The organism is Streptomyces sp. QH1-20 (assembly GCF_041283565.1).
Taxonomy (GTDB): domain Bacteria; phylum Actinomycetota; class Actinomycetes; order Streptomycetales; family Streptomycetaceae; genus Streptomyces; species Streptomyces syringius.
Window position 1 is genome coordinate 749,629 of sequence record NZ_CP166299.1, and the last position, 17,245, is coordinate 766,873.

Below are 17,245 nucleotides of genomic sequence, written 5' to 3' on the forward strand. Positions count from 1 at the left end.
GCTTCCCGCGGGTGCGTTCCGCGCCATCGCCTCGCGGCGCCGCCCGGCGTTCTCACCGGTTCGCCGACAGCAGTTCCCCGGTGGGGCCGGTGGCGGTGACGTGTCCCTCGCCGAGGATGTGGACGGTGTCGGTGTAGGCGGCGACGAGGTGGAGTTCATGGCTGACGAGGACGAGCGTCAGCCCGCGCTCGCCCCTGAGCCGGGTGAGCAGTTCCATGATGGCGGTGGCGGTGTCCGGGTCGAGGGCGGAGGTCACCTCGTCGCACAGCAGGATGTCGGGCTCGGCGGCCAGGGCCCGGGCGATGGAGGCGCGCTGGCGCTGTCCGCCGGAGAGTTCATGGGGGTAGCGGCCGGCGAAGTCGGCGGGCAGGCCGACGCCGTGCAGGAGTCCGGTGACGCGCCCGGCGATGTCCGGCTTCGGCGTGGTCCGGTGGAGACGGAGCGGCCGGGCGAGGGTGGCTCCTATGGTGCGGGTGGGGTTGAGGGCGCCGAGGGGGTTCTGCGGGACCAGTTGGATGCGGCGCTGTCGGTCGCGGTCGCGGGCGCGGGCGGTCGCCGGCAGGGGGCGCCCGTCGAGGGTGAGGGTTCCGGCGGCCGGGCGTTGCAGTCCGGCCAGCACCCGCAGCAGGGTCGTCTTGCCGGAGCCGGAGGGGCCGACGATTCCGGCGGCGGTACCGGCTGCCGCCGCGAAGTCGACCCCGGCCAGGGCACGGTGGGTACGCCGGCCCTGGGTGAAGCCCACCTCGATGCCGTGGGCGGCCAGGCCGGAGCCGGGCGCGGCGGCGGAGTCGGCGGCGGGGCGCTCCGTGCCGGGCCGCCGTGGCGCGGGGACGGCCGGACGGGCGGCCGGAGCGCGGGCGGTGCCGAGGTCGATCACGTCGTCGGCGCAGCGCTCGACGAGTTCGGGGTCGTGGCAGGCGAGGACGACGGCGAGGTTCCGGGTGGCGGCGAGGCGGCACAGCAGGTCGGCGATCTCGTCGCGCAGGGCGGTGTCGAGCCCCGCGGTGGGCTCGTCGAGGAGGAGGACCTCGGGCTCGCGGGCGAGCGCCCGGGCGAGGGCGACTCTGCGCTGCTGGCCGCCGGAGAGGGTTCCCGGGCGGCGGTCGGGCAGCCCGGCGCCGGTGGGCAGACGGCACTCGGCCAGCAGGTCCAGGACGGCCCGTGGGGAGGGGTCGACGGCGGTCTCGGCGACGAGCCGCCGGACGCGCATACGGGGGTTGAGGGCGGAGCCGGGGTCCTGACCGACGTAGGCCACCCGGTGGCGGCGGAGTTGGCGCAGCCGGTCCGCGGGGAGCGCGAAGACGTCGTCGCCGAGCACGTCGACCGTGCCGGAGGTGATCCGGGCGCCGCCGGGCAGGTCGCCGATGACGGCGCGCAGCAGGGTGGTCTTGCCCGAGCCGGAGGGCCCGGTGAGGGCGCTCACGCGGCCGCGGCGCAGGGTGAGGGTGGTCCGCGCGAGCAGCTGCGGGCCGTCGGGCAGGTGGACGGCCAGGTCGGTGACCCGTACCGCGGTGGCGTGGTCGGTCATGGCCGGGCGGGGTTCCTTTGCGGTACGGGGCGTGGGGTCGGCCGGGGTCATCGGGCGCCCACCGCCGTGCGGCCGGCGGTGGGGGCGAGGGCGTCGGCGGCGAGATTGACGCTGACGGCCAGCAGGCCGATGGCGGCGCCGGGCGCGAGGACGACCCAGGGGTTGAGCAGGGCGCCGGCGGCGTTCTCACGGATCATCAGGGCCCAGTCGGCTTCGGGCGGCTGGGGCCCCAGTTGGAGGAAGCCGGCCATGGCGATGACGTAGACGGCGGCCACGAAGCGCAGCCCGAACAGGGCGAGGACGGTGGCGCGCAGATTGGGCAGGATCTCCCGCAGGGCCAGGTACCACAGCCGTTCCCCGCTCGCGGTGGCCGCCTCGATGAAGCCGCAGGCGGCGACGGGGGCGGCGGCGCTCGCGACGATGCGCACCGCGTAGGGGACGCCCAGGGCGACGGCGGCGACGATCACGGCGAGGCGTCCGCCACCGGGCCAGGCCAGCGCGAGGAGCATCATGCCCAGCACCGGTGGCAGCAGCATGGCGAGGTCGGCGCCGCGCTCGAGGAGCCTGCCGAGGGTGGGCCGCAGGACGGCGAAGCAGCCCAGCACGGTGGCGACGGCGGTGACGAGGAGGGCCACGACGAGCGCGCTGCCGATGAGTTCGCTGCCGCCGTACAGCATCCGGCTCAGCACGTCACGGCCGAGCTGGTCGCCGCCGAGGGCGGCCTGGCCGCCGGGTCCGGCGTAGGGGGCGGTGACGGGCCGGTCGAGGGGGTGCGGCGCGAGCAGCGGCCCGGCGAGGGCGAGCAGGGTCAGCAGGAGGCCGGGCGCCACCCGCACCAGGACGCGCGCCCCAGGGCGGCGGGGCCGGGGCGTGGCGAGGGCGTCGGCGCTCATGGGCGGGCTCCCAGGGTGCGGGCGCGGACGAGGTCCGCGCCCAGCAGGACGAGGCTGATGACGGCTCCCGTGCAGGCGACGACCCCGGCGATGACGGGGGTGTCGCGGTCGGCGACGGATCCGGCGAGGACGGTGCCGAGCCCGGGGTAGTTGAAGAGGGTCTCGACGACGACCGCGCCGCCCAGCAGCATGCCGGTGGAGGTGGCGAGACCGGTGGCGATGGCGGGCCAGGCGCCGGGCAGGGCGTGGCGGAGCAGCACGCGGCGGGCCGGCAGTCCGTCGAGGTGGGCGGCGATCACGTGCGGGGCCGTGGCCTGGTCGGCCAGGGCGCCGCGGACGATGCGGGCGTTCCAGCCGGCCTGGGGGACGGTGAGGGCCAGGACCGGCATGATCAGCATGGTCCAGGAGGCGGGTGAGCCGTCCGCGGTGGTCATGGTGGCGGCGGGCAGCCAGCCGGTCCACAGCGACAGGAGCAGCAACAGGCCGACGGAGACGACGAATTCGGGCAACGCCAGGGTGACGGTGGAGGCGAGGCCGATGACACGGTCGACCGGGCCGCCGGGCCGGGCCGCTGCCCAGCAGCCGAGGGCGAGGGCCGAGACGAGGGTCAGGGCGAAGGCGGCGACGCCGAGGAGGAGGGTATTGGGCAGGGGCGCGGACAGCAGGTCGGTGACACGCTCCCCGCTGGCGGAGGTGCCCAGGTCGCCGGTGGGCAGCGCCGTCATCCAGTCACCGAACCGCTCCCACAACGGCCGGTCCAGGCCGAGCAGATGACGGCGGGCCGCCGTGTCCTCGGCGCTCTCGCCCCGATCGGCGGCGGCGGACGCGGCGTCACCGGGGAGCAGTTCGATCGCGGCGAAGACGACGGCGAGCAGGACGCACAGCAGCACGGCCCGCTTGGCGAGCACGACACCGATACGGGCGGCCAGCGACGCGGCACGGCGCGGGGCCGGGGCCGCCACCTCGTCGGTGGCGGCCCCGGCCCGTGCTATCTCCGGCTCGCTCAACGCGCCAGCCAGACGTTCTCGAGCTGGACCCGGCCGTAGCCGGGCAGCTTGGGAAGGTTGCGGACCTTGGGGGAAGCCAGGTCGATGCCGTCGGCCATGCCCCACAGCAGATAACCGGACTTCTCGTGCACGATCTTCTGGAGCTCGCGCAGGGACGTGGCGCGGGCCTTCTTGTCGGCGGTGCCGATGACCTTGCGGTAGGTCTCGTCGAAGGTCTTGTCCGACCAGCCGGCTTCGTTCTGTCCGGCGCCGGTCACCATCGTCTTCGAGGCGAAGAAGACGACGGAGTCGTTGGTGCCCCAGTAGTTGGTGTAGAAGTCGCCCTTGAGCCAGGTCTTCTCGTAGAAGGCGCCGGACTCCTGCTTGACGACCTTGATCTTGATGCCGGCCTCGCGGGCCTGGGTGGCGAACAGGGTCGCGGACTCGGCGAGCCCCGAGATGTCCTCGGTGGTGACGAGCTCGTAGGTCTTGGAGAAGTCGAAGTCGGCTTCTTCCAGGAGCTTCTTGGCCTTGTCGAGGTCGCGCCGGCGCTGGGGGATGTCCTTGGCGTAGGCGGGGTCGCCGGTGCCGAGGATGTCGTTGGCCACGGTGCCGTAGCCGGAGAGGACCTGCTTGACCATGGCCTCGCGGTCGACGACGAGCTTCATGGCCTCGCGGACCTTGGGGTCGGCGAAGGGGCCCTCGGCGGTCCGCATGACGATGGGCATCGCCATGTCGTTGGGGCGGCGGGTGACCTGGATGTCCTTGCGCGAGGCGGCGGTTCGGGCCGCGACGGCGCCCACGTTGGAGGCGAGGTCGATCTGGCCGCCCAGCAGCGCGTTGGCCATGGCCTGGGGGCTTTCGAACATGGTCACCTCGATGGCGTCGAGGTGCACCGGTCCGCCGTGCCACTTGTCGTTGCGCAGCAGCCGGGCGTTGCCGCCGCGGAACCAGTCGAGCTTGAAGGGGCCGGTGCCGGGGGCCTTGGCGATCTCCTTGTCGGGGGTGTCCTTCTTGAGGACGAACGTCGACAGGCGGGTGAGCAGGGGCAGATCGGCGTTGGCGTCGTCGGAGACGAGGACGACGGTGTCCTTGCCGTCGGCGGTGATGTTCTCCGCCTTGATGCCCGGCAGCCGGCCCGCGCCCGCGGGGGTGTTGCGGAGTCTGCGCAGCGACCACACCACGTCGTCGGCGGTGACCGGCGAACCGTCGTGGAACGTCGCGCCCTTGGCGATCGTGAAGCGCCAGGTCTTGAGGTCGTCGGAGGACTTCCAGCCGGAGGCGAGGCGGCCGACGGTGTTGTCCTTGAGGCCCGGTGCGGTGAGGGTGTCATGGACCAGGGCGATGATCAGGTAGTCGCTCTCGTTGCCCTGGACTCCGTGCGGGTCACGGGTGGTTGCGGAGGCGCGGCCGAGCGCGCCTATGCGGAGCGTGCCGCCTTTGCGGGGTGTACCACCGGCGGAGTCCGCCGATGAGGAGGCCGTGTCGTCCTTGCCGCCCCCGCAGGCGGCGAGCAGCGCGGCAGCGCCCACGCCCCCGCCGGCCCACAGCGCCTGGCGCCTTGTCCAATTCACGTGGTCCTCGTTCCGCTGCAGTTGTACTTACTTAGGTTTGGCTACCCTAAAACGAGCCCTGATCGCAACTGTGCGTGAGCAATGAAACGAAAGACGAATCGGTCTCAACCTCCGCTTCACGCCCACGAATTGAAGAAAATCGGGCGAAGTGGACTACTGTTCGGTAAGGTTTGCCTTACCTAATTTCGATGGTAGTTTCCTCGGCGACCGCTGACGCCGACTGCCGCGTTTCCGCCACGTGCCGTACCCCCCTCCCAGGGCGTCGAGCGCACTCCGCCCTGCACACGGCACCTCCCGCACCGTGCCCGGAATCGGAACCTCCGCCCCACCCGACGAAGCCCCCACCTCACGAAACGGATGAATTCGCCATGAGCACGGGAGCCGCACCCGTCCGCCTGCTCGACGCTGCCTCGGCCGCCGAACTGCACGGGGCCGCCGCGAAGATCCTCACCGAATTCGGCACCTCCGCCACCTCCCCCGAACTCCTCGCCCGCGTCGCCGAATCGGCCGCCGACCTGAGCGAGCCGATCCGGCACGAGCTGCGGCCCGTCGACACCGACGACGGCCTGTTCGTCCTGCGCGGCCTGAGCGTCGACGACGCGGACATCGGCCCGACGCCCGCGGGGTGGGCCACCGCCGGGGACAGCGGAGCCGTCCACGACATCGTGATGCTGCTGCTCGCCACGGTCATGGGCGTCCCCATCGCCTGGCAGGGACAGCAGAACGGACGGTTCGTCCACAACATCGTCCCCGCCCCCGGCCACGAGCAGGAGCAGACCGGTGCCAGCAGCGACGTCCTCCTCAGCCCGCACACCGAGGACGCCTTCCACCCCGGCCGCGCCCATCTGTTGATGCTCGGTTGCATGCGCAACCACGACCACATCGCCACCACCGCCGCGAGCATCCGCAAGGTACGGCTGGACGACGCCGACCTCGCCTCGCTCACCCGCCCCACGCTGCCGATCCTCCCCGACGACGCCTACACCGAGGCGCGCGGCTTCGAGGGGCTCCCGCCCGACGTCCCCACCTTGTGGCGCTCCGCGGACGGCCTTACCCTGCGCTTCGACCCCGCGTACACCCCGCTGGAGCGGGCCACGCCCGAGTACCGAGCCGCCTACGGGCGCCTGGAGGCCGAACTCGCCCGCGTCTCGGTCGCGGTGAGCCTGTCCCCCGGCGAGGTGCTCGTCGTCGACAACGACCTCGTCGTACACGGCCGGGTCCCCTTCACGGCCCGCTACGACGGCACCGACCGCTGGCTCAAGCGCGCTTCCGTACGGGTCCCCGGCCGCGACACCCGCCCTGCGGCCGAGGCCGCCGAACACGGCTACGGCCAGGCCGCCGTCGAGGCCCACGCCGCCTGACCCCGTTCCCCCCTTCCCGACGACCAGCAGACGAGGAGCGAGAGATGACCGACACCACCGCCGCCACCGGCGACCCCTGCATATCCGACGCGGCCGGCACCCCCACCGACGACACGACCCTGCGCCTGCTGTCCACCAGCGACCTCGCGGGCATCGACATCAGCCTCACCGATGTCGTCGACACCGTCGAGGGCGCCTACCGCACCCTGGCCGCCGGCCGGTCCGACAACCCCCGCAAGCTCACCGTCAAGCCCTCCGACGGCCACTCCGTGTCGTACGCGATGCTCGGCCGCGACGGCTCCCGCGACGTCGTGGCCATCAAGACCTCGTACAAGCACGGCCTGGACAAGGGCCGCGGGGAGCAGCACTACTACACCGCCCTCACGCTCTACGACGACCTCACCGGCCTGCCCGTGGCGATGATGGACTGCGGCCGCATCGGCTCGCTGCGCACCCCGGCCGTCTCCGCACTGCTGGCCCGCGAGTGCGCCACCCCCGGGGCGCGCAGCGCGCTGGTGATCGGCACCGGCACGCAAGGGCGGCTGGCTCTGCCGTTCCTGCTCACCACGCTGCCCGACCTGGACCGGTTGATGCTCTTCGGCACCCACCCGGAGGGAATCGAGGCGGTACGGGCACAGCTGCGCGCCCACTTCCCCGACCGGGACGTCGAGGTCGTCACCGACGCGCGGGCCGCCGCGGCGGACGCCGACGTCATCGTGGCCACGGCGGGCGCCCACACGCCCGCGGCCGTCGAGGCCGACGATCTGAAGCCCGGCGCGCTGTCGATCCTCGTGGGCCACGGGCTGGCCCCCTCGACCCTGCTCCGCGCCGACCGCGTCGTGGCCACCAGCGAGGCCCAGATGAAGGTCACGGGCACCGACATGGCGGACGCCGACGGCAACTTCCCCGCCGTGGACACCGAGTTCCCCCCGGTCCTCGCGGGCGTCGCGCCCGGCCGCACCGCACCGGAACAGCGGATCTTCGCCTACAACAGCGGCCTGGTCGTCACCGACATCGCCCTCGGCCACCGCTTCGCGCAGCTCGCCATCGAGCTGGGCCTGGGAACGCGGGTGCCGCTGTGGCGGTGACCGTACGCCCCGTGCCCGCGCTGCCGACGCTGCCCGCGCACCCCGACCTCCAGACGGACGCGATCCTCGACAGCGGTCTGCTGCACGAGCTGGCCCACGCCTTCGGCGGCCCCTTCCACTTCCTGCTCCCCCACCGCTTCGACGACAACCTCACCGCGTTCCGGGCGGCGCTGGACGAGGCCGGGGTCGACGGGCGCGTGTACTACGCGAAGAAGGCCAACAAGGCCGCCGCCTGGATCGAACGCTGCGCGGCCACCGGCGCCGGAGTGGACGTCGCGAGCCTCGGCGAACTCCGCGAGGTCCTCGGCCACGGAGTGCGCGGCGAGAACGTCGTGGTGACCGGTCCGGCCAAGCACGAGGAACTGCTGCGGATCGTCGTCCTCCAGGGCGCCCTGACCGCCGTCGACTCCCTCGACGAGCTGGACCGGCTCATCGCGCTGGCGCGCGCCGGCGCGGTCCGCCCCGCCCGGCTGCTGTTGCGCCGGCTCCCCCCGGCACAGCCCCACAGCCGCTTCGGCCTGGACGAGGCCGAGCTCACCGAGGCGCTGGAGAGGTGCGTACGGGCGGGCGACGCCGTCCGGATGGAGGGGTTCAGCTTCCATCTGTCCGGCTATGCCACCCAGCCGCGCGCCGACCTCGCCGGGCAGCTCGTCGACCTCTGCCTCAAGGCCCGTGTCATGGGGCTCCAGGCCGACCGGATCAGCATCGGCGGCGGATTCGCCGTCGACTACGCCGCGGCCGACGACTGGCACGCCTTCCTGGCAGCGCAGCGGCCCGAGCACTACCACGCGCGCAAGGCCTTCTCGGCCCCCGACTTCTACCCGTACCACTCGCCGGTCGCCGGGGCGGACGCCCTGCGGGCCGTCCTGGCCGCCGTCCCCGAGGGCGGCCGGGACAGCCTGGCGGGCAGACTCCGCGCGAGCGGCACCCTCCTGCTGATGGAGCCCGGACGGGCGCTGCTGGACCGGGCCGGCGCCTCCGTCTTCCGCGTCCAGGGCGTCAAGGACCGCGCCGGGTACGGGATCCTCACCGTCGACGGGACGAGCCTCAGCCTGTCCGAGCAGTGGTTCAACAGCGAGTACCTTCCGGACCCGGTGCTGGTGACCCCGGACGGGCGGGCGCTGCCCGGCCCGGCCGGCACCGCCGCCTTCCCCGCGTCCGTGGGGGGTGCGAGCTGTCTGGAGTCGGATCTGCTCACCTGGCGCAAGATCCCCTTCCCCGCCCGTCCTTCGGTCGGTGACCTGCTGGTCTACCCCAACACCGCCGGGTACCAGATGGACTCCAACGAGTCACCGTTCCACGATCTGCCGCTGCCGCCCAAGGTCGTCCTCGACGACACCGGCGGGCGACCGCGCTGGCGCCTGGACCGCCGCCCCGCCTGCTGATCTCCCCCGCCCCGCCTGCCACAGGAGCTCCCCCCATGAACGAGGCTCTGACGCGCCCCGCCGTGGTCTCCCGCATATCCGACCTCATCGGATACACCCCGCTGTTCGAGCTGTGCCGCACCGAGAACGGCAGCCGGCTGCTCCTCAAACTGGAGATGTACAACCCGACCGGCACCGCCAAGATCCGCATGGCCCGTCAGATGGTGCTCGACGCCGAGGCCCGCGGCGAGCTGCGCCCCGGCGGGCGCATCATCGAGTCCACCTCCGGCAACACCGGCCTGGGACTGGCCGTCATCGCCGCCGAGCGCGGCTACACCTTCACCGCCGTCGTCGACCACCACGCCTGCGTGGACAAGCTGCGCGGGATGAAGGCACTGGGCACCGAACTCGTCTACGTGGTCGACGACGGCACCGAGGAGCTCGCCACCGCCGCCCGCGAGGAGCTCGCGGAGGAGATGGCGCGGGGCCAGGACAACACCATCTTCACCGAGCAGCACAACAACCCCAGCAACGGCGTCGGCTACTTCCCCGTGGCCCACGAGCTCCACCAGGCCCTCGACGGGCGCATCGACGTCCTCATCGGCGCGGTCGGCACCGGCGGCGCCCTGTGCGGCACCACCCGTGAGCTGCGCAAGCTCGTGCCCGATGTGCGGACGATCGGCGTGGAGCCCAAGGGCTCCATCGCCTTCGGCGGCCCAGCCCACGACTACTACCAGTCCGGCACCGGCACCCCCGAAGGCGCCGAGATCGGTGCGCTGGTCGACTTCGACCTGATCGACGAGGGCGTGAAGGTCGGGGACGTCGAGGCGTTCGCGACCGCCCGCGCCGTAGCCCGCACCGGCCTGCTCATCGGCGGCTCCGCGGGCGGCGTCGTGCACGAGGCGCTGACCCGCTTGCCGTCGCTGCCGCCGGGCAGCACCATGGTCGCGCTGGTCAACGACGGTGGCGAGAAGTACATGGACACCGTCTTCAACGACGACTGGATGAACGCCCGGAATCTGATCGACCCCGCCGTGGAGCGCGAGATCGACGAAACGCTGACCAAGCTCCGCAGGAACTGATGCCGTCCATGCAGCCGCTCACCCTCCTCCGCGACAGCCGTGCGCTGGCCACCCTCGCGGTCCCCCTCGTCCTCACCCAACTCGCCCAGGTCGCGCTGACCACCACCGACACGGTGATGATGGGACTGCTCGGCACCCAGGCCCTGGCGGCCGGCGGGCTGGCCATCGTCATCTTCAACCAGCTGCGCACCATGGGCGTGGGCCTGGTCACCTCGGTGGGCAACCGGATCGCGGCCGCCGCGGCCCGGGCCGAGCGGGCCGACGCCGACGGCGCCGACCCGGCGGCGGCGGACGCGGAGGTCGTCGGGATCGTCCGCGCGAGCCTGGCGGTGGCCACGCTCGCCGGACTGGCCGGGGCCGTCCTCATGATCCTCATCGGGCAGGCCCTGACCTGGCTCGGCCAGGACGCCGCGGTCGCCGACCGCGCGCAGACGATGCTGCTGGCGCTGGCCCCGGGGCTGCTGCCGTGTCTGTGGTTCCAGGCGATCCGGCAGTTCACCGTCGGCATGCGCCGACCGCAGGCGCTGCTGCAGATCACCATCGCCTCGGTCGCCGTCAACGCGGGCCTCAACTGGCTGCTGATCCACGGCACCTGGGGGCTGCCCGAACTGGGCCTGCCCGGCATCGGCGTGGCCACCTCGACCGTCTACCTCCTCTCCTTCCTCGCCCTGTACCTCTCGGCGAAGAGGGACACCGTGCTCGCCCCGCTGCTCAGCCTCAACATCCTGGCAGCCGACCGCGCGACCGTGCGCGAACTCGTCCGGCTGGGCGTACCGATTGCCGCGACCTACGGATCGGAGGCCGGTTTCTTCTCGGTCACCGCCCTGATGGCCGGTTCCTTCGGCAGTGCCGCCCTCGCCGCCCACACCGCGGTGAACCAGCTCGTCTACATCGTCTTCCAGGTCGCCGTCGGGCTCTCCCACGCCGCGTCCATCAACGTCAGCCGCGAGCTCGCCCTCGGCCGCCCCGACGCCGCGCGGCGCATCAAGAACACCGCCCTGGCCTGTGCCGCCGCGGTCATGGCCGTGGTCGCCGTCGTCTACGCCACGCTGCCCGACCTGGTGCTGCGGCCGTTCCTCGACGCCGACGCCGCGGGCGACGACAACGCCGTCGCCATCGCCACCCAACTGCTCTTCGTCATCGCCTTCCTCCAGTTCTTCGACTGCGCCCAGAACATCGGCGTCGGTCTGCTGCGTGGCCTCGACGACACCAAGAGCGGCTTCCGCATCACCCTCATCGGCTACTGGCTCGTCGGCCTGCCCGCCGCCTGGCTGCTGGGGTACGCGGCGGGACTGGACACCCTCGGTATCTGGCTCGGTCTGCTCGTCGGCCTCGCCACGACGGCGGTCCTGCTGCTGCGCCGCTACGGCATCGGGCTGCGCGCCCGCACGCTCGCCCAGGAGACCGTCACCGCAGCTTAGAGCTGCTCGGCACCGGCCCCGATCCCGGCGCGGCCCCGGCCGCCCGGATCGGGGCTTTGTCTGTTTGGCACCGGTTCCGTCCCCGTCCTGACCGGGTCCGACCCATATTGACGGCTTGACCGGCGCCCATCACCATGGGTTTCCCCCCTGGCGCCGAGGGAGTGCTGATGACGTTCGGCGGGTTGGACTCCTCGCCCGCAGGGGCGAACAGCTCGACGATTCCGTTCCTCCGCCGGCCGAGGGCGACGCGCGTGGACCGCCGCCGGGAAGCCGGGCGAACGGTACGGCGCCCTCGGGAAAAGCGAAACGGTCCGGCCCGGCAAGTCCATCATCACACCTACCAGCAGGAGGAGTTGGCGCGATGGGCGATGGGACGATACGGCACATCGGCTCTTCGAGTGATCCGCCGCTTTTGACGTCCGACGACATACCCACCCTGGGTGTCGAGGAGGAGTTCGTCCTCGTCGACAGCCACTCGCGAGCCGCGGTCAACTGCGCGCCGGTGGTCATCAAGGGCGCCCAGGGCGTCCTCGGCGACCAGATCGGCGCCGAGATCTTCCCGACCATGGTCGAGACACGCACCCACCCCGTCACCACGCTCGACGGTCTGTACAAGGAGTTATACCGGCTGCGCGCGGGCGTCGCGGCGGCCGCCGCCGAGTACGGCTGCCGGGCGGTGGCGTCCGGCACCGTGATCGTTCCCTCCAGGGGCCCGACCGAGGTCACCGACCACGCCCGCTATCTGCGGATGGCCACCGAATACGGTCCGCTGGTCAGCGGGGACCAGGGCACCGGCGTCTGCGGCTGCCACATCCATGTCGGGGTCGCGGGCCGGGAACAGGCCGTACAGCTCGCCAACCACCTCCGGCCCTGGCTGCCCGCGCTCCAGGCACTCGCCGCCAACTCGCCCTTCCACGCGGGCCGGGACAGCGGATACGCCAGTTGGCGGACCATGCGCTGGGCCCAATGGCCGGGCGCCGGTCCCGCCCCCCTGTTCCCCGACGCCACGGCGTACGACACGCTCGTGGACTCCCTCGTCACCTCCGGCCTGCTGGTGGACCGCAGGATGGTCTATTGGTACGCCCGCCCCTCCGAGCACTGCCCCACCGTGGAGATCCGGGTGGCCGACGTCAACGCCGACGTGGACACCGTGATCCTCCTGGCCGGCCTGGCGCGCGCACTGGCGGCGGTGCTGCTGGCCGACGTACGGCGCGGCATCCCGGCCCCCGATGTCCCCGACGCCCTGCTGCGCGCGGCGCACTGGCGGGCGGCCCGGGACGGCCTGACCGGGCGCGGCGTCGACCCGGCGACCGGGGGGCACCACCCGGCCGCCGAAACCGTCGACCGGCTGCTGCGCCGCGCCGCGCCCGCCCTGGAGGCGGCGGGCGATCTGCCCCTCGTCCGGGACCTGTGGCAACGCCGGCGTGTGCTGGGCGGCGGCGCCGACCGGCAGCGGGAGGCGTTCCGCCGACGTGGCGACCTGCGCGACGTCGTGGACGTGCTCACCGTGACCGCCGACCGGAGCTGACGGCCGGGCGACGCCCGCCCACCCGTGAGTGCCCGGCCGCGCGTTCAGCGGCCCAACAGACCGCCGGTGACGCCGGTGACGCCACCGAGCAGCCCGTCGACCACCCCGCCCAGCGGCGCCTGCCGCTGGGCGGACTCACCGCCCGTCGGCCGTGCCGCCGGCGCGGCGGGAGTGGTGGGCGCACCGGGCGCGGGCGCCGGCGGCGGGGCCACGGCCCGCTCGGGTGCGGAGACCGCCCCGGACACCCCGGATGCCACCCCGGAGACGGCATCCGCGGCGGCGTCGGTGGCGACGGCCGGGAGGGAGGGCACATCGGTCACGGACGGGCCCGCAGGGGCCCCGGCCGCCCGCGGCGGCGCTGCCACGGCCCCCGTCGGCTGTCGCACCGTGTGCCGGACCTTGGGTTCCGCGGAGAAGGTGACGTCCGAGGGCCCGGCGGGCTTCGCCTCGGCCGGCTTCCCGCTCTTGTCCCGGTGCGTGGCCGCGGTGGGCTCGGCCATGTCGTCGGCGGGGTCGGGCATCGGCTCGAAACGGGGTTCGGACCGTGCTTCGGCGGCGGTGTTGCCGCCTGTCGTCTGGAAGGTGAAGGCCAGCGCCCCCGCCACGCCCATCATGGTGGCCGCTTTGATCGCCGTGGCATGCGCACGCATCACACGGTTGGGCTGCCTGTGCCTACCCATAGGGCTTCCTCCGGGTCGTACCGCTCGCTGTGAGGCACCAGTAATACTGTGCGGCGGGGGTCGCGCGGTGGCTTATACGGAGTTGTTACACGGCGGCATACGGAGCTGGTACACAGGGCGACTTGGCACGGACGAAAAGGGTTGATACCGCCGACGGCAGCTGAATGGTCGGGCCAACTGCCCTCATGGGTCCCCGGGTTCACTTCGACAGTGCGCAACGCGCCCGCCGGGAGGGACGATTCCACGGGGCTCGGGGGCGCTTTCGCGCCAGGAAGGACACGTGGCCCATGGCGCTGCTCCCGGAGCCCTTCGACCGTCCCCGTGCCGGCCGAATAGCGAAGGGGGAGACCCGGCGGGTTCGTACGGGTGAACATGCCTCGGTCACCAGGCCGGACCCCGCCGCCACGGGTAGGCCTCGGAAGACAGGAGCCGGGTGGCGGCCGTTCCACACGCCGACACCCGGCCCGCTACCGCGAAAGGCATGGGACATGGCGGATGACGACCTGGGAACTCTGCTGGGCGGGCTGCTCGGCGGCGGGCGGAGCAGCGGGACGGGCAATCTGCTGGCCGCTCTCCTGGGCACGCTCGGCGACAGCGGGCAGGGCGGGGGAAACCCGCTCGCCGCACTGCTGAGCGAACTCCGGGACGGCGGTCTCGAGGGCAAGACACAGTCCTGGGTGGGTTCGGGCGCGAACGAACCGATCACCGGCGCGGAGGTCGCCCAGGCCCTGCCGTACCAAACGCTGGACCGGGTCGCGCAGCAGGCGGGCATCGCCCCGGAGGAGGCCGCCGACCAGCTGGCCGCGGCCCTGCCGGAAGCGGTCGACAAGCTCACTCCCGACGGCGTGGTGCCGCAGGGCTCGCTGGAGGACCTGATCAAAGCGCGGCTTTGAGGACCCGCCACCGCGTGCACGAGCGCCGAAGGAGCCGACGATGACCGTGATGTGCGACCTGGGGCCGGCGGCCCGGCGGATGGCGGACCTCGTGGACGGTGTCCCCGACAGCCTGCTGACGGCACCGACCCCCTGCGAGAGGTACACCCTCGGCGACCTCATCGAGCATGTGAACGGGTTGTCGCTGGCCTTCACCGCCGCCGCCACCAAGGACGCCACCGAGGCCGGGGCCCGTGCGACGTCCCAGGGGCCGTCCGGGCACGCCGCCCGGCTGGACGACGACTGGCGCACCCGTATCCCCGCCCGGCTGGCCGCGCTCGCCGACGCCTGGCGCGCGCCCGACGCCTGGGCGGGCGCGACCCGTGCCGGGGGTCTCAACCTGCCCGCCGACCTGGCCGGGCGGATCGCCCTCAATGAGCTGGTCGTGCACGGCTGGGACGTCGCCCGCGCCATGGGGCGGCCGTACGAGGCCGACGCGCGGGAGCTGGAGGCGTGTCTGTCGTTCGTCTCCGCGATGTCCGGGCCGGACCAGCAGGACTCCCGTGGCGACGCGTTCGGCCCGGTCGTCGACGTTCCCGCCGACGCCCCGCTCCTCGACCGGGTGATCGGGCTCAGCGGACGCGATCCCGCGTGGCGGCGGCCCGAACCGTGACGCACCCTCGGCCGCCACGGAACCCGCCCTTCCGGGAAGGGTGGGTCGGCTGTTTAGCATGGGGCCCATGAGCACACGCGTCGTCCGTTTTCCCGAGCAGGGTCTGCCCGGCACCGTCGTCTACTACACCGAACCCTCCGCGCCCGAGGCCGACGGAGAGGGCGGCCCGGTCGAGGTCGCGCCCCGGGGCGCGGTCGAGGTCCCGGCCGAGGCCCAGCTCGTCTACGCGGCCGACGCCGACGGACACAGCCTGGCCGACCTCGCCCAGCTGCCGCCCGACACCTTCGTCGTGGTGGACCTGGGCGGCGCGACGGACGAGACGCTCCGGTCGGTCGGGAAGCTGAGCGGGCTGCGGACCCTCGTCGTGGCGGGCGACTTCACCGACGAGGGCGTGCGGGCGCTCGGCGGTCTGTCCTCGCTGGGCGACCTCGTCCTGGACTCCCCCCGGTTCACCGGCGCGGGGCTGGCCGCGCTGGCCGGGTCCGAGACCCTCGCCTCCTTGGACTCCCTGGTGCTCTGCGGCGGCGGCGCCTTCGAGCCCGCTTCCCTCCGGCAGCTCGCGGGCCGGCACAATCTGGGCACCCTCACCGTCGAGAACACCCCGGTCGACGACGCGCTGGCCGACGCCGTGCTCACGCTCGCTCCCCCGCTGACCGACCTGTCCGTGGCCGAACGCCCCGGCCACGACCTGGACCTCGCGGTGCTGGAGCGCCTGCTGTCCACGGGGCTCGCGGTCAACGGCATTTCCGCGCCCCCGAAGAACGCCGCCGTCTTCGCCCGCGCCGCCGCCGACGCCGCGGTCCTGGACGAGGACATGGACGAGGAACTGGAGGCCGTCGCCGAGGAGCGCGGCGGGGTGCTCCGCGACGTCGTCCGGGAGGCGGACCTGGACGAGCTGCTGGCCGGGCCCGTGCCGGTACTGATCGATCTGACCGCGCCGTGGTGCGGTCCCTGCGGGCTGCTCACGCCCGTCCTCGAGGACATCGTCGACGCGTGCGGGGGCGACCTGGCCGGTGTGAAGATCGATGTCGACGAGGCGGAGTGGGCGCAGGAACGGTTCGACGCCCTGAGCGTTCCCACTGTCGTCCTGATGCGGGACGGCTCGGAGGTCTTCCGCTTCAGCGGCGCCTGGCCGCCGCGGCGGATCACCGAGTGGCTCGCCGCCGCGGGGATCCACGTCCCCACGTAAGGACACCGGGCAGGGACGCCACCGGCGGGGTTCACACCCGGTGGCAGCTCACGATCTCGAGATGATGCCGGCAGGCGTGCATCTCGGCGAAGCACCGATTGCTGAACTGGGCTGTATAGCCGTTCGAGAACACACACCGGACCGGCAGCCAAACGGTGAAGCAGACGTCCGCGCACTCCCGGCCGCCGTCCGATGGGGCGGCGGCCGGCGTCGGTCTGTCGTGCGCCGAGGCGCCGCCGCCGACCGAGAGGACGGCGGCGCAGGTCAGCAGGAATGTGGCGAGTGGTGCGACGGCCTTGCGCATGGAGCGCTCCTTCGCGACAGCGGGGTCACACGGGTTCGCAGGGGACACACGGGTCCACACCGGGCGGTAGGCGCACCGGGCGGTGCCTCGTCCCACCGTTTACCACCGCCCGTCCGCCCGGGGAAGTCCGGTCCGTGGGCGCGCCGCCCGGATCAGGCCGCCCGGCCGTGCAGCACCAGGGCCCAGGCGAGAGTGCCGAACGCCGCCGTGGAGGCCACCGCGCGGACGAGGTTCCAGCGGACCCACATGGCCTCGAAGCGCTCGCGGACGGCCGCCGCGTCGGCGCCGCCCTTGGCCGCTCCGGCCGCCTCCAGCCGGTTGTTGAGCGGTACGTTCACCGCCGCGGTGACGATCAGGACGACCGCGTAGAGGACGAGCCCGGCGACGGTCCACGGCAGCGCCGCCCGCCCGTCGGCGCGGAGGTGCAGCGCTGTGGCCAGGCCGGTGAACACCAGCGCTCCGAGGAAGCAGAAGAGGAACCACCCGTTGAGGATGGCGACGTTGATCCGCCGCATCACCTCGACGAAAGCCCGGTCGTCGGACCGGCGCAGCCCCGGCATGACGGCGCAGGCGAAGGCGAAGAACAGCCCGGCCACGAGTCCGACGGTGAGCGTGGCGGCCATCAGGGCGACGGCTTGAAGTGTTCCCATGGGTGATGTCCGTTCCGGTCGGCCGGCCCCGAAGGGGCGCGGCGGTTGTCGG

16 protein-coding genes are annotated in these 17,245 nt (G+C 73.1%); 9 read left to right on the forward strand and 7 right to left on the reverse strand.

The features are described 5' to 3' along the window. Positions 1 to 52 precede the first annotated feature (52 nt). The 4 genes from AB8O64_RS03500 to AB8O64_RS03515 are packed head-to-tail and all read right to left on the reverse strand — an operon-like array spanning position 53 to position 4,981. Complete coding sequence (locus tag AB8O64_RS03500) at positions 53 to 1,528, reverse strand: ABC transporter ATP-binding protein (RefSeq protein ID WP_370417798.1); 1,476 nt, start codon at positions 1,526 to 1,528, stop codon at positions 53 to 55. Positions 1,529 to 1,575: 47 nt separating this feature from the next. After that, positions 1,576 to 2,421: an ABC transporter permease gene (locus AB8O64_RS03505; protein WP_370417799.1), complete on the reverse strand. Its 846-nt coding sequence runs from the start codon at positions 2,419 to 2,421 to the stop codon at positions 1,576 to 1,578. Then, positions 2,418 to 3,428 carry an ABC transporter permease gene (locus tag AB8O64_RS03510; protein WP_370417800.1) on the reverse strand — a complete coding sequence of 337 codons (1,011 nt, stop codon included), beginning with the start codon at positions 3,426 to 3,428 and terminating at the stop codon, positions 2,418 to 2,420. Before AB8O64_RS03510 ends, AB8O64_RS03505 begins: the two co-directional genes overlap by 4 nt. Further along, positions 3,425 to 4,981, reverse strand: a complete 1,557-nt coding sequence (locus tag AB8O64_RS03515) for an ABC transporter substrate-binding protein (RefSeq protein ID WP_370417801.1) — start codon at positions 4,979 to 4,981, stop codon at positions 3,425 to 3,427. Before AB8O64_RS03515 ends, AB8O64_RS03510 begins: the two co-directional genes overlap by 4 nt. 368 nt (positions 4,982 to 5,349) lie before the next feature. On the opposite strand from AB8O64_RS03515, the gene AB8O64_RS03520 reads away from it, so the two are divergent. The 6 genes from AB8O64_RS03520 to AB8O64_RS03545 all read left to right on the forward strand — a co-directional run bounded on the left by AB8O64_RS03520 (position 5,350) and on the right by AB8O64_RS03545 (position 12,825). After that, entirely contained in the window at positions 5,350 to 6,342 is a 993-nt protein-coding gene (locus tag AB8O64_RS03520; protein WP_370417802.1) for a TauD/TfdA family dioxygenase, read from the forward strand. Positions 6,343 to 6,386: 44 nt separating this feature from the next. Beyond that, positions 6,387 to 7,430, forward strand: a complete 1,044-nt coding sequence (locus AB8O64_RS03525) for an ornithine cyclodeaminase family protein (protein ID WP_370417803.1) — start codon at positions 6,387 to 6,389, stop codon at positions 7,428 to 7,430. Next, the gene (locus AB8O64_RS03530) at positions 7,427 to 8,815 is read left to right on the forward strand and encodes a Y4yA family PLP-dependent enzyme (protein WP_370417804.1); all 1,389 of its coding nucleotides are present in this window, start codon (positions 7,427 to 7,429) and stop codon (positions 8,813 to 8,815) included. Before AB8O64_RS03525 ends, AB8O64_RS03530 begins: the two co-directional genes overlap by 4 nt. Positions 8,816 to 8,850: 35 nt before the next feature. After that, positions 8,851 to 9,876, forward strand: coding sequence for a cysteine synthase family protein (locus tag AB8O64_RS03535; RefSeq protein ID WP_370417805.1), 1,026 nt, complete (start codon positions 8,851 to 8,853; stop codon positions 9,874 to 9,876). Beyond that, a complete protein-coding gene (locus AB8O64_RS03540; protein WP_370417806.1) occupies positions 9,876 to 11,297 on the forward strand; it encodes an MATE family efflux transporter in 1,422 nt (473 codons plus the stop codon). Before AB8O64_RS03535 ends, AB8O64_RS03540 begins: the two co-directional genes overlap by 1 nt. A gap of 361 nt (positions 11,298 to 11,658) precedes the next feature. Beyond that, positions 11,659 to 12,825, forward strand: coding sequence for a glutamate--cysteine ligase (locus AB8O64_RS03545; protein WP_370417807.1), 1,167 nt, complete (start codon positions 11,659 to 11,661; stop codon positions 12,823 to 12,825). A 44-nt stretch (positions 12,826 to 12,869) separates the two neighbouring features. On the opposite strand, the gene AB8O64_RS03550 is transcribed toward AB8O64_RS03545, so the two are convergent. Further along, entirely contained in the window at positions 12,870 to 13,505 is a 636-nt protein-coding gene (locus AB8O64_RS03550) for a hypothetical protein (RefSeq protein WP_370417808.1), read from the reverse strand. A gap of 488 nt (positions 13,506 to 13,993) precedes the next feature. Here AB8O64_RS03550 and AB8O64_RS03555 point away from each other — a divergent pair, with 488 nt between their 5' ends. The 3 genes from AB8O64_RS03555 to AB8O64_RS03565 all read left to right on the forward strand — a co-directional run bounded on the left by AB8O64_RS03555 (position 13,994) and on the right by AB8O64_RS03565 (position 16,239). Beyond that, complete coding sequence (locus tag AB8O64_RS03555) at positions 13,994 to 14,398, forward strand: YidB family protein (protein WP_356456393.1); 405 nt, start codon at positions 13,994 to 13,996, stop codon at positions 14,396 to 14,398. Between the two features lie 40 nt (positions 14,399 to 14,438). After that, positions 14,439 to 15,050: a TIGR03086 family metal-binding protein gene (locus tag AB8O64_RS03560; protein ID WP_370417809.1), complete on the forward strand. Its 612-nt coding sequence runs from the start codon at positions 14,439 to 14,441 to the stop codon at positions 15,048 to 15,050. Between the two features lie 67 nt (positions 15,051 to 15,117). Continuing rightward, on the forward strand, positions 15,118 to 16,239 hold the full coding sequence (locus tag AB8O64_RS03565; protein ID WP_370417810.1) for a thioredoxin family protein: 1,122 nt from the start codon (positions 15,118 to 15,120) through the stop codon (positions 16,237 to 16,239). Positions 16,240 to 16,270: 31 nt separating this feature from the next. On the opposite strand, the gene AB8O64_RS03570 is transcribed toward AB8O64_RS03565, so the two are convergent. Both AB8O64_RS03570 and AB8O64_RS03575 read right to left on the reverse strand, forming a co-directional pair. Continuing rightward, on the reverse strand, positions 16,271 to 16,543 hold the full coding sequence (locus AB8O64_RS03570) for a hypothetical protein (protein WP_370417811.1): 273 nt from the start codon (positions 16,541 to 16,543) through the stop codon (positions 16,271 to 16,273). 152 nt (positions 16,544 to 16,695) lie between these two features. Further along, entirely contained in the window at positions 16,696 to 17,193 is a 498-nt protein-coding gene (locus AB8O64_RS03575; protein ID WP_370417812.1) for a DUF1772 domain-containing protein, read from the reverse strand. Between the last annotated feature and the right edge of the window lie 52 nt (positions 17,194 to 17,245).